The 12,496-nt window shown below is 47.6% G+C and carries 8 protein-coding genes and 1 tRNA gene; 3 read left to right on the top strand and 6 right to left on the bottom strand.

The window, feature by feature from the left end:
* The first annotated feature begins 280 nt into the window (after window positions 1-280).
* The 3 genes from pheS (at window position 281) to A8O23_RS00235 (ending at window position 2,662) form a co-directional block, all read left to right on the top strand.
* On the top strand, window positions 281-1,306 hold the full coding sequence (gene pheS, locus A8O23_RS00245; RefSeq protein ID WP_066615189.1) for a phenylalanine--tRNA ligase subunit alpha: 1,026 nt from the start codon (window positions 281-283) through the stop codon (window positions 1,304-1,306).
* A 243-nt stretch (window positions 1,307-1,549) separates the two neighbouring features.
* The gene (locus A8O23_RS00240) at window positions 1,550-2,416 is read left to right on the top strand and encodes a 3-hydroxyacyl-CoA dehydrogenase family protein (protein ID WP_066615187.1); all 867 of its coding nucleotides are present in this window, start codon (window positions 1,550-1,552) and stop codon (window positions 2,414-2,416) included.
* A gap of 172 nt (window positions 2,417-2,588) precedes the next feature.
* Window positions 2,589-2,662 (top strand) — tRNA-Asn (locus A8O23_RS00235).
* 190 nt (window positions 2,663-2,852) lie between these two features.
* On the opposite strand, the gene A8O23_RS00230 is transcribed toward A8O23_RS00235, so the two are convergent.
* The 6 genes from A8O23_RS00230 to A8O23_RS00205 all read right to left on the bottom strand — a co-directional run bounded on the left by A8O23_RS00230 (window position 2,853) and on the right by A8O23_RS00205 (window position 12,468).
* A complete protein-coding gene (locus A8O23_RS00230; RefSeq protein ID WP_066615183.1) occupies window positions 2,853-3,938 on the bottom strand; it encodes a Gfo/Idh/MocA family protein in 1,086 nt (361 codons plus the stop codon).
* Window positions 3,939-4,369: 431 nt separating this feature from the next.
* Window positions 4,370-4,870: a cupin domain-containing protein gene (locus A8O23_RS00225; protein ID WP_066615180.1), complete on the bottom strand. Its 501-nt coding sequence runs from the start codon at window positions 4,868-4,870 to the stop codon at window positions 4,370-4,372.
* Between the two features lie 199 nt (window positions 4,871-5,069).
* Window positions 5,070-5,834: a 3-keto-disaccharide hydrolase gene (locus A8O23_RS00220; RefSeq protein ID WP_066615815.1), complete on the bottom strand. Its 765-nt coding sequence runs from the start codon at window positions 5,832-5,834 to the stop codon at window positions 5,070-5,072.
* A 220-nt stretch (window positions 5,835-6,054) separates the two neighbouring features.
* Window positions 6,055-8,025: a hypothetical protein gene (locus tag A8O23_RS00215; RefSeq protein WP_066615179.1), complete on the bottom strand. Its 1,971-nt coding sequence runs from the start codon at window positions 8,023-8,025 to the stop codon at window positions 6,055-6,057.
* A gap of 19 nt (window positions 8,026-8,044) precedes the next feature.
* Entirely contained in the window at window positions 8,045-9,895 is a 1,851-nt protein-coding gene (locus A8O23_RS00210) for a family 16 glycoside hydrolase (RefSeq protein WP_066615178.1), read from the bottom strand.
* Between the two features lie 80 nt (window positions 9,896-9,975).
* Window positions 9,976-12,468: a glutaminase family protein gene (locus A8O23_RS00205; protein WP_066615177.1), complete on the bottom strand. Its 2,493-nt coding sequence runs from the start codon at window positions 12,466-12,468 to the stop codon at window positions 9,976-9,978.
* Between the last annotated feature and the right edge of the window lie 28 nt (window positions 12,469-12,496).

Below are 12,496 nucleotides of genomic sequence, written 5' to 3'. Positions count from 1 at the left end.
TCCAAAGTTTCCGAGTAAATTTAACTCATTGATAATCTGTATACCGTAAAAGGATATATAGTAGCAAAGCTATATTTATGAAAGGAAAACTACCTGACTTAAGACAATACCAAATGTTAAATCTGACCAAACCGCTAAAAAGCCTTCTGAACTGGTAATTTCAGTGCCTGAATATTTTGTTTTGAGGCTGTTTTGGGAAAAACAGCCTCAAAACATTTAGCCATAGCTGCTGCACGAGTAGGTAGGTGTGCCGTATTTCGTTAATTGCTATCTTTGCCCTATGCTATTCGAGAATATTAAACGCCTGACCCAAGAGGTAGAGGCCTATACTATAGAGAACAAGGAGCAACTGGAGGCCTTCAAGAACACCTATGTAAGCCGGAAAGGCCAGATTGCCGCTTTGTTTGACGAGATGAAAACCGTGGCACCGGAGCAGCGCAAGCAGGTGGGCCAGGAACTAAACCAACTGAAGCAACTGGCACAGCAGAAGTTTGACGCTGCGCAGGAAGCCTTGGAGCAGAACGCCACGCCCGATGCTCTGTCTGGTTTAGATTTCACCTTGCCGCCCGTGCCTAACACCTTGGGCACCCGCCACCCGCTGGCCCGCGTGCGGGAGCAGATCATCCGTATTTTTGAGCGTATTGGTTTCAATGTGTCTGAGGGGCCGGAGATGGAAGACGACTGGCATAACTTCTCTGCGCTGAATTTCCCCGAGAACCACCCCGCCCGCGACATGCAGGACACCTTTTTCCTGAGCAAAAACCCAGACATGTTGCTACGCACCCACACCAGCAGCGTACAGGTGCGCGTGATGGAGCACCAGAAACCGCCTATTCGTACCTTGTCGCCGGGACGCGTATTCCGGAATGAGGCTATCTCGGCGCGTGCGCATTGCGTGTTCCATCAGGTAGAGGGTCTGTTTGTGGACCGGGGCGTAAGCTTCAAAGACTTGAAAGACACCTTATATTACTTCGTGAAGGAGCTGTTTGGCCCTGACACGCAGATCCGGTTCCGGCCGTCGTTCTTCCCCTTCACTGAGCCCAGCGCCGAGATTGACATCACCTGCCACATCTGCAAAGGCACGGGCTGCAACATCTGCAAGGGCAGCGGCTGGGTAGAGATTGGCGGTAGCGGTATGGTTGACCCACAGGTGCTGGAAAACTGCGGTATCGACTCTAAAGAGTTCTCCGGTTTCGCCTTCGGCATGGGCATTGAGCGCATTACCATGCTCAAATACCAGATCAAAGACCTTCGCCTATTCACCGAGAACGACGCCCGCTTTTTGCGTCAGTTTGAGGCGGTTTGACAATGTGCTAATTTCTTAATGTGCTAGTTTGTCTTTAATTCAGAAATTGGTACAATTTAGACGCTCTACACAAATTTGCTGTTTTCGGCCTGTTTTTCAAAAAGCAGGCCGAAAACGTTTATAGTCACATTACCGTTCTCGAGTTTAGGTAGTACCACAAGAAAACTAGGCCACAATATTGCCATTCTCAAATTTCCACATCTTCAAATTCCCAAATCAACTAGCACATCAGCACATTAATAAATGACTCTTCAAGACATTGAAACAATAGCAGTAATTGGAGCTGGCACCATGGGTCAGGGCATTGCCCAATTATGTGCCCAATCTGGTTTCACCACCATCTTGTATGACATCAATGCCACCGTGTTGGAGAAGGCGGAAACCACTACCATGGCTTCTTTGGCGAAGCTGGCGGACAAAGGAAAAATCTCTTCACAGGAGCAAGAGGAGATACTTGACAGAATTACTTTCACTAAAGATGTGCTGCAGCTACGGGCTGAGGTGGTGATTGAGGCCGTAGTGGAGCGGCTGGATGTGAAGCATAGCATCTTAAATGAGGTAGCGCAACAGAACAAGCCAAGCACAATTTTAGCCTCCAACACCTCCTCGCTGCCTATTACCCGCATTGCGGCCAAGGTGCAGGGCCCCGAGCGTGTGGTAGGACTTCACTTTTTCAACCCGGCTACCATCATGAAACTGGTGGAAGTAATTTCAGGAGCCGCCACCGCCCCAGAAGTAACGCAGCTCATGAAAGAACTGGCGCTGAGATTGGGCAAAACGCCGGTTATTGCCCAAGACGCCCCTGGCTTTATTGTGAACCGGGTGGCTCGTCATTTTTACGTAGAGAGCCTGAAACTGCTGGAAGAAAACGTAGCTAGCCATGAAAGCATTGACCGCCTGCTACAGGCCAGCGGATTTAAAATGGGTCCTTTCCAGCTCATGGATTTGATTGGCGTAGATACCAATTTCTCGGTGACCAGCGCCATGTTTGAGGCCTTTCACCAAGACCCTAAGTTCAGACCCAGCCGCTGGCAACAGCAAAAAGTGGATGCCGGGCACCACGGCCGCAAAACCGGACGCGGGTTTTATGAGTATCCTACTCAAAAGTAAAAAGCTGTTTTAGAGCTATTTTTTCGAAAAGAGGGCAAAAACGAAAAAATTTCTCCTTTCATTTTCAGCGTTTTACTAAAAAGACTAAAATTTTTCTTGAGGAACACTTGCGTAATCACAGGCAGCCCATTACTTTTGCATCACTATTCAACGCTACGGCAACGAATAACACTCCTCCTTAGCTCAGTCGGTTAGAGCACATGACTGTTAATCATGGGGTCCTTGGTTCGAGCCCAAGAGGGGGAGCAACAAGAAAAGCCACTTACGAGATAAAACTTGTAAGTGGCTTTTTGCTTGCATAAGCTTTGAGTCTTCGCCTTATAGGTGGCCTCCGGAATACAATCTTGATACCCTTATTTCGCAATGAATTGGGGTTCATAAGAGAAAACCAGCTTATTCTCTTATGCATTGTTCCTTCATTTAAGACTTATAGAGGTTATTTTAAAAATATAGTTTTATTCAATGCTGCAGATTGTTTGGCCGCCGTTAGTATTTCAACAACTGTAACATTAATAGGCAAGTTATATAAGTCGTTTTTACCTAGAGTTAATTTCCCACTTACCACAGAGGCAAATAAAGCAAAAGGATCAGTATAGGGATCAGGGCGAGGTGCTATCTTCATGGCTTCTTCAGGAGAATTTTCTGCCAGCCGTTGGTGTACGGTGGTTGCGTCAACCGCAATGGCGTAAGCTTTTGTTCCATATACTTCCATATCCTTCCTGGAGAATGGCCAGTTCCAAGAACCTTGGATAATACATTGGGCTTTGGGGTACTGCAATATGATAGATGCTTCATCGTCTACCTTTTTATAAATGCCTGGCTTATTCTGATGGATTACCGCGGTTACGGAAATAGGTCTTTCTCCCTTCATCAGCCACGTCATTAAATTAGCGCCGTAACAGCCGAAATCCATCAAGGCCCCGGCTCCGTTTTTCTCTGGATCTGTCAGTATCTCAAAAAACTCATCACTCACGTTGATTTCTTTAGGTCCTTGGTGCCCACTATTGACTACTACTTTGCGAATTTCCCCTAGCTTGCCCTCTTCCACCAGATTATTAACATACTGGTTACTAGCATACCAAGATGTCTCAAAGTTTGTCAACACATGAATGCCATTTGCCTGAGCCAGAGACTGTATTTCTTTTGCGTCTGCCAAGGTAGTAGCAAGCGGCTTTTCTACCATTACATGTATTTTTCTTGGAGCACACGCCCGTACAACAGCAATGTGCTCATTAGTAGCTCCAAAGGCAGAGACTGCATCTGGTTTTACTTTATCAAGCATTGTAGCAAGATCGGTAAAAAAAAGGCGTGGGTTAATTTTATATTTCTTAGCGTATTTCTCCGCTAATTCCTTATTTGGCTCATAGATCCCTACCAAAGTAATATCAGTTTTATCTGATCTGTTGAAGAACCAGTCTACGTGCCCGTGGCTAAGTCCTGCTATAGCAATTCTAACTTTCTGTTGAGCAAATGCCTGTGTGAAAAAGATAGCACAGAAGGCGGTGATTAGAATAGATTTCATAGCTAGAAAAAAAGTTTAATGTCGCTTTGCAGTTTAAGCAGTGGATGCTGGTTTTCCCGAGGTTATGAAGCCCAGAAAACTCCTCAACCATAAAAACCCTTTGTAATTTATACTAGTGCTAAGTTCTGCACCACAGGTGTAAGAGATCTGCACAAACCCTGACGGAGCCTTAGCTACCCGAAGCAGGTTTAAAAGCTCTTTTTCAGCACGTAGCTCATGGATATGGCAATGCCCCAGAGCATAAAAAGAGAGGTAACGAAAACGAATTCAACCACCTATACAATCCCTGTGAATGAGATCTTACTTTTCAGTAGCGGTTGCGGTAAGGCTGTTCGAGAGGTCTCTGTTATTTGCTTCATGGGGCATTGCCTTGATGAATCAAAATGGCAATAAGCCAGTCTATAAAGAAAGCTTATTGAACCGAGGATGCTTTACCTCCCGAAATCGTCTTGTACCCGTACAATATCATCTTCATCTGAGGGCATGTGAATGTCTGTGTGCTGCCATATCTCGGCCAGAACGCCCCAACCGCTTAAACCTACCAGCCGGTGGCGTTCACCTTGCTGTAACGTGATAAGGCTGCCCGGTTCCAGTTCTTTTACCTCACCTTCCTCGTCGGTGTCACTCACTACAACGCCAACCTTGCCGTCTACTACTTTCCAGATTTCTGCCCGGCGGTGGTGGTACTGCCAAGATAGTCTTTTCTCAGGGGCAACAACCAATATTTTAGGGCTAAGTTTGCCTGATATTTTTAAATCTTCAATGGCCATTCCATCGAAAAAGATATCGGCGAATTGCTGAGCCTGGTCTTCCTTTATCACAAAGAAACCGCCCCAGGGCCGGGTCATGTCTTTGTTAGAGATCTCAAAGCCCTGCTGCTGTAATTTCTTTTCAATGTCCTTAAAAAGTGTTTCTTTTTCAGTAGTAGTCATTTTGGTAATCTTGTTTTTGGTTAAAGCTTTATTGGGTTGTCTTAATTTTTGATGTCAGCCCTTGCCCCGTCAGGTTTGTTTTTGACCCCATTTTCTAAAAACAGGTCAAAAACAGAAACGCGAGTTAGCTGGCTAAGAGTGGTGATATAGCATTAAGGTTTTTAACCGATGCCGTCACAGAAGCTACTGGCACTTCAGTTTATAATTCCCTGATCCAGATATTGCGGTAACTTATTAAGTCACCATGGTCCTGTAAGCTAATGGGGGCCTTTCCATGAGCTTTGTACTGCGGCAGCCCAATGTATTCGGTGGGGCCTTTTATTTCAACATTGTTTTGTACTACCACTCCGTTGTGCAACACCGTAACACGGGCCGGTGAAAAAAGAGAGCCGTCTTCTTTGAAGCGGGGTGCCGTATAAATGATGTCATACACGTTCCACTCAGTAGGTTTGCGCATGGCGTTCACCAGCGGGGGATGCTGTTTGTAAACACTGGCGGCTTGGCCATTGGCGTAGGTGCGGTTTTGGTACGAATCTAGTATTTGCACCTCGTACCTATCCTGAAGGAAAATACCGCTGTTGCCGCGCCCCTGGCTGCTGCCTTTTACCTCGTCTGGAGCGCTCCATTCTATGTGCAACTGAAAATCACCGAATTCTTTTTTGGTGGTGATATCTCCTTTGCCCACGGTAAAGGCTCCATTTTTAAGTGTCCATTTAGCCTCTCCGCCGTCTGATTTGGCTTTCCATTCTGATAAATCTTTGCCGTTGAATAGCACAATTGCGTCTGAAGGGGCGGCATTGTTTACCCCGGGGGTTACTACGCGTGGCTCCGGTTCCCAAAATTCGGTCATCTCTGGGGTCATTTTAGCTGGCTTTGGCACCTCTTGGGCAAAGGCAGCTTCCTGGGTCAGAAACCCGGCAGCTACAAATGCCAAGGTCCAGGTAAAAGTTAGTTTTCTATTCATAAAGATTTTCTCGCTTTTAAGTGCGGCTGCATTCAGCAATGAATTATTTTAAGAGTCTGTATGAAGAGTTAGATATCTGGCCTACAAGAGGCAAATACACGGTAGTGCTTTCTGTTTTGGGGCTGTTTACAAAAAAACAGCCCAAAACAGAAAGCTTTTACCATGCGTTCAGCAAGTTGAAACGCCAACCAGAAGCCATTCAAAAAAATTTTCAGGCTTCTTACCTCAAGGTGTTAATCCAGGCGGCAATTTTAAGGGCTTCGCTTTGGGGAACCTGCGGCATAGGAGGCATAGGGGTATAACCTGGCCAGTTTTCTGGTTTAGGATTATGAATTAGTTCTACTATCTGCTGATTCGTGTACTTGCGTTTGGCAATGTCTTTAAAAGAAGGACCTACCATTTTCTTTTCAGTGTTGTGGCAAGCCAAACATGTGTTTCTGGTTAACAGGGGCTTTACATCATTGAAGGTAAACACAACATTGTCAGGCTTGGCTTTTGGTGCAGGAGCCTTAGCAGGAACATTGCTGTTAGCCTTAGCCTTCGCAGCTGGTGTTTTCGCTTTTGCCGCATTTGGCTTAGGTGCCGCCGCAGAATTTCTGGTGCTGGTCTCTTTCAAAGAAAGCTTGGCGCCGGCCGGAATATGGTTAAGCGTGTAGTAGGCATCTGGGTGCACCAGGGTATAAGCGTTTTCTTTAGCCCGCACTCCTTCCAGTTGAATATGGTGAATGTAGCCTTCGCGCAGTTCCTCTACCACTAACCGTAGGTTCATGCCATTTTCTGATACCTTCACGCCTTTTATCGGCAATTTCTTTCTGTTGACAATTGGGCTTCCGTACACCGGATGGTATTTGTAGCTGAAACTCTCTACCGCATAAGAGGCCAGATCTTCCGCTGATTTTTTGTCAATGGGGGTGGTAAAGGCTACCTCAAACCCGTCGGGCATGGCTTTTACGGTAGTCATCTCAAACGGAATCCTGTTATTCCAGACCAGGCGCTGCAATCCTTCGCTAGCCTCGCCGGCGGCTCCCCACCCGCGGGCGGTTTCACCTACAAACAGTGATTTATCTTGCGCCCAGGCCATGCGCAAAACTCCTGACTGAAAACCGCTCCGGAAGTCAAAGGCTACGCCCTGGTATTCTCCATTTACCTTCTCCAGTACTACACGCATGATCTTGCTTTGCCCCTGGTCTCCTACCAGATACTGCCCCTCAAACGGCCCGAAATGGTCTTTCGGTATTTCCAGAATCTCAGTGTTAGAAACCCCTAAAATTCCGTGCGGAAGCCACACGGCCGGCAATTGAATACCCGGAAGTTTCTTTTTCACGTCAGATAAGGTGACTACCGGTTCATTAGGGATATTCTCTGGTTTAACGTATTCTCCTTTCTCGTTCTTCTGGTCACGCGGATCAACAATGGAGTATACTTGTGATTGGGTGATTTTTACCGGTGAATTTGGCTGATCTGCCCACTTCAGGCCGGCGGGGTGCCCGGCAAAGGCTCCTTTTTTCAGGTGCCACAAACCACCAGAGCCTACCCAGTCTCCCTGGTTTTCAGTGTAGAAAAATTCACCGTCTATCATGCCCAAGCCGGCGGGAGAGCGCATGCCGGCTGCCCAAGGCTCCATTTTGCCGTCTTCAGTGATATGCAAAGTCCAGCCGCGCCAGGGCACTATGCTTCTGCCTTCCCACCAAGGAGTGGTGAAACCAATGTTGGTTGTCACAAAGAAAGAACCGTCCGGAGCTATTTTAGGGCCGAAGCTGTACTCATGGTAATTACCCGATAAAGGCCAGGCATATACGGTTTCATACATATCCGCTTTGCCGTCATTATTGGTATCGGTAAGTTTAGTGAGTTCGCCGCGTTGCGCGCAGTACAGAGATCCATTTTTATAAGCCAAGCCCAGAATCTCATGCAGCCCAGAGGCAAATTTTCTAAAGTGCGGTTTAGAACTGGTAGGGTTCTCCACAATGAAAACATCTCCGCGCCGAGTAGATATTCCTAAGTTTCCATTAGGCAATACCACCAAACCTCCTACTTCCAGCAGGGTGCCTTCTGGTGACGGAACACGCATGATCTTGAAAAAGTCTTCTTCTTTAGGCGACTCCTGCGCTTTTGCCTCTGTGCCCAATCCTGCAAACAAGGCTCCGGCTAAAAGCACCTGCTGCCATATTCTCTTTCCTATTTTTTGCATCGGTTGTTAGCTTTAGAAATCAATAAAGAATAGTATATGTCAATTTAGAACGCACCGGTACGATGAGCTCCTGACGGCCACTTACTGTTCTGATAATAGGTTTGGCTCCGGCCAGGTCATCCAGGCGCAGGTAATAGGCTTTATCATTTATCAGATACATGCCTTTGCCTGCGTCCTCAATTTTTTCTGCTTCTACTACACGTGCGTATAACCCAGAGGCCGGGTTTTGGATATTCAGTTCGCGCTGCAGGCCTTTTCCGTTTTCAATGACCCGGATGGCGTCTTGCACAGTAGCTCCGTAAATCTGGTACCTGAAGGTGGGTTCAGAATTCTGGTCTAGGCTATATCCCTTCGGAATAAAAGTGGTACCGGTAGTGTCGGTGGCCCAGGCTGCCTGATCACTGGCTAGAGTGGCCAAGGTAATGGTAGGCTTTCCAAAGCGTTGTACTGAGCCTAAAGGGCGGGAAGAACCGTCGCCGCGCTCGTGCCACATGGGCGTGGCGTCCAGGAAGTCGCCGCGCCAGAGCTGTATCAAGGTGCCGTGGTCTAAGTCATAGGTGTAATGCAATTGATTTGGACTACCCACCGATGCGGCGTGCGTGACCCTGTACTGGCCGGGCAGGTCCATAAAACTCCGCAACACCGGCCGCTCCTGGGCAGACACTATAATAGGATCGGCTTCCACATCGGGAGACAAGTCTCTTTCGCTGATCAGAAACTCCCGTACCCCCGGCCCGCTTACCCGCAGCGCCAAAACCGGACGTTCCCAATCCATGTATTTTGAATACAATAACTCAAACGGTACTTCACCGGCAGGTAAGGTAACAGTGCCTTTCCCCTCCCACGATCTGTAAGGCACTACGTCCTGACTATTTACTTTAATTGAACCAGAACCGCCGCGGGCAAGAATGTTGAACGTATACTCTCCTGGTTCTTTTACTACCAAGGTGCCGTTGTACCTGATCAGGTATTGCTTTGTACCTGCCTCTAAGTTGGAGGTCAGAATATTGGAGGTTCCTTGGGGACCTTCTGCCTCGGGCGGGATGCTATCATATTGCGGCTGCTTCTCATACCTTCCCTGATAGATTTTATAAGTCAGATTTTTAAGTTCCGGACGCGGCTTGCTGTACTGGTTTACTTTTATATTCCGAAAAGCCACTGCCCCGTGATCTCCCTGAAACCGAAGAGGTCCGGTAGCTTTCTCTTCATTGCTGATGCTTCCCCGGGTAGGCCCGAACAACTCTACATCTTCCTGAATGATTACTCCATTCAGTTCAATTCTCATTATTCTGGCATTCTCTGTCTTTTTGCCGCTGGCGTCAAACCGTGGAGCCTGAAAAGAAATTTTAAGATGCTGCCAGAGGCCTGGTGCGCGCCCTACGTTTTGCCGGGGAGCATAGCCTTGATATCCTTTCTGCCCTTCCGGCCGGCTTTCGTCCCAACGCTCGTAAATGCCCCCGAGACTAGCAGCCGAGCGGTGGGTAGAACCCCAGGCATCCAGCAATTGCACCTCGTACCGGCCTTGCAGGTAAATGCCGGAGTTAGAGCCCTTGGCCATCATAAAGTCAAGTTCAAGGTCTACATCGCCATGTTCGAAGGTTGTAAGCAAATCCTGCCCCTTGTTTCTTCTGCTTGGCATGTTCACCAGCACCCCGGTTCCCTTGCCCACATTAAACTCGTTCTCATCAGAAAGATCAGCAGAGACATTTCCTGCAATCTGCCATGATTTACCGGGGTTCTGGAACGAAGTCAGATCTTGAAGGGGAAGAACGGCAGTTTGACCATGAGCCATGGCAGACATAGCCATACAGGCGATTACCGCTACGGTTCGCTCCTTACATGTAAAGAGTATTCTTGCTATTTTTAACATTAGCCAGTAATAAGTTTAAGGTAGTGATGTTTAAAAGTCTTTTTAGATCAACTTGGGTTTATATAAAATTAGCAAAAGTTCTATTTGGCCTTAGCTTTAGGTAAAGGCTTCTCGTCTAGCTTATCTTTCAGCAGTTTCATAAAGTAGCCACCCACCACTGACCGTGCCTGGAAACCAGTCTTTTTGCCATCGGTAGTTTCGTGCCAGTCACTGAGAGGAACTCTGGAAGATGTTTCGTTCGCGTATTTCCAGACCGGCGAAACAATAGCTTTAAAGTCATTAGAGTTATCTGCCAGAGTGGCGGTCCAGATGATCCAGTCAGATTTTGTGTAGGTCTTGCGGCTATCTAGCGGAAGGCCATAAGATCCTTGCTTGGTAAGATAATACTTCATTTCTGTTTCCCGCACGGAGGCAGGGAAGAGATTCAGATCTAAAATAGTATCCCAGGCGAGGTTGTATTTCTGGCTCCAGGTTCCCTCCTTTTCAAAGGCAAGGGTATAGTGGTCTTTGTCTTTGGCTAGCTTCATCCATTGCTGCACCATCTCTTTGGCCACGGCCGTGTACTGTTTGGCAATGTCTGGTTTATCCAACATGTCCGCCAGCATGCCATAGGCACCTAAAGCTTCAATGGCCTTGATAGACAAATTAGCGTTTCTGGCCAAGTGGCCGGCAAAGTCATCGGTGGAAAGTTGGTTTTCAGGGTCAAACCCACTCTTCTTCAGGAATTCGGCCCAAGTGGTCAAGGTTTCCCAATGCTTTTTGGCGTACTCTGCGTTGCCTTCTACTTTAGCAATGGCTGCGGTAAGAATCAGCATATTGCCAGCTTCCTCTACTGGCATGTCCTCGCCGTAGGTTTGTCCGTTGGCAAAAGGATAGTTGCCTAAATCATGCGCAGGGTACGGTTTCTTCCACTTCCCGCTTTCACTGTAGTAGAAAATACCGTTTAGCATGCCTTTCACCAGCTCAGGGTTGTAAAGCAAAAATAGAGGCGCTGATGGATAGGTCACATCTACCGTTCCTATGAACCCACCGCTGAAGTTCTCTTTTGAGAGAAATAAGGTTTCACCGCTTGGGCTTTTCACCAGCGTATGGGCAGCTATGGCCTGGCGGTAGGCCAATTCACACAAATCTGCGTATTCCTTACCTCCGGCTTGCAGAGCGTCTTGGTACATTTTCTTGTCAAAGGCCTGGCACTGCTGAATGATTTTAGGATAATCTGCCGCTGCCTGTCCTAGTTGTTTTTCTATGGTGGCACCTGCACCGTTCTTCCACCAGGGCTTTAGGTTCTGGTTAAAATACTGCACCGAGTACAGTTCATCATACCCTAAAAGAAATACCTGCTCCTTAGCGCTCGCCCCAACTTTACCCAAGGGCACAATGGTGCTCAATACTAGGTTTTTCCCCTGCTTGGTGTTTTCAGGATTGCCCGCAGTGGTAGAGAGAAACGGGGCCAGTTCTTTGCCTGCTTCTGAAACGTACTGAGTGGCTTTGGCGGCAGCGGGCACGGCTACATAGAAATAGCCCCAGTCTATGCGCTCTTTCTCGCCCTTCTCCAGGAACATGGGCTGCGCCACAGTACCCATCTTCAGAATAGACAGCTTTTCTGCGGTGTATTCCTGGCTAGCCACTTCCTGTTCAGGTTTGTTTACGGCTAGTGTAGAAGAAGCGCCCAAGTATAGCTGCACGTCATGGGTAGCCTTATCATTTGATTTGGCTGCAACAGTCACATAGCTCACCGGGCGGGCCAATACATCAAGATTGTTCAATAGCAAGGGTGAGGTGAAGGTGGCGGTAACATCAACTTGTCCGCAAGTGAACTGGTAAATGGTTTGGGTGGCGTTCAACTGCACACTTTTCTGCACTGCTGGAGTTATCTTCTCGTAAGCCGTAGAGGTTACTTCGCGCGCCAGTCCGGCATCTAACGACTGGCCACCAGCAGTATTGGCTACATGTATGGCCAATACATTGCCTTCTTTTTTCAGTTTCTTGGCGATGGCAGCTGGGATGGGATGGTATTGAAAGGGATGGCTCCAGCCAGTATACCGATAGATTTCTTCTCCGTTCAGATATACTTCCACGTCGTCATCGTGGCTTAGCTTTAGATAAAGTTTTTCAGTATTGGCTTCATTAAACGAAAATGTTCTTCTTACCCACAGGTCTTTGCTGTTCCAGGCTGTTTTGGCGCGGGCTTTGTCATCTCCGAACGGAGCGGCCCCGGTTTTCCAGGATGCAGCATTGAACTGCGGGTTCATCCAACCGGTTGCTGGGGCTGTTTCAGTGTAGGCAACCGAGTAGGGTTGTTCATCAGAGGCTGCCAGAACTGTACGGAAGGTTTTTGCTTCTTTACCGAGGAAGCGATATACTTTCCCGTTTACCTTCACCAAACCAATTAAGGAAGCGTCTTGCCCTGACCAGTGAGTGGTGGGTACTTCAGCTAGTTTATCGCCGAAAGACCAGACATTGAAATAGGTGTTATGGGTGATTAATGGATAAGCGGGGGCTCTGAGTTCTTGCGCTTTGAGCACCAATTGAGGCAACCAAACTAAGAACAAAAACAAACTGATTCTTTTCATAATAGCAGAGAAGATGTAAGTTGAGTTT

Source organism: Rufibacter roseus (assembly GCF_001647285.1).
Taxonomy (GTDB): Bacteria; Bacteroidota; Bacteroidia; order Cytophagales; family Hymenobacteraceae; genus Nibribacter; species Nibribacter roseus.
The sequence above is the reverse complement of the archived record's forward strand: the minus strand, read 5'-3'. Positions and strand labels throughout refer to the sequence as shown.

Coding starts and splice junctions, on each gene's coding strand:
- pheS (WP_066615189.1), top strand. CDS start 281: ATGCTATTCGAGAATATTAAACGCCTGACCCAAGAGGTAGAGGCCTAT.
- A8O23_RS00240 (WP_066615187.1), top strand. CDS start 1,550: ATGACTCTTCAAGACATTGAAACAATAGCAGTAATTGGAGCTGGCACC.
- A8O23_RS00230 (WP_066615183.1), bottom strand. CDS start 3,938: ATGAAATCTATTCTAATCACCGCCTTCTGTGCTATCTTTTTCACACAG.
- A8O23_RS00225 (WP_066615180.1), bottom strand. CDS start 4,870: ATGACTACTACTGAAAAAGAAACACTTTTTAAGGACATTGAAAAGAAA.
- A8O23_RS00220 (WP_066615815.1), bottom strand. CDS start 5,834: ATGAATAGAAAACTAACTTTTACCTGGACCTTGGCATTTGTAGCTGCC.
- A8O23_RS00215 (WP_066615179.1), bottom strand. CDS start 8,025: ATGCAAAAAATAGGAAAGAGAATATGGCAGCAGGTGCTTTTAGCCGGA.
- A8O23_RS00210 (WP_066615178.1), bottom strand. CDS start 9,895: ATGTTAAAAATAGCAAGAATACTCTTTACATGTAAGGAGCGAACCGTA.
- A8O23_RS00205 (WP_066615177.1), bottom strand. CDS start 12,468: ATGAAAAGAATCAGTTTGTTTTTGTTCTTAGTTTGGTTGCCTCAATTG.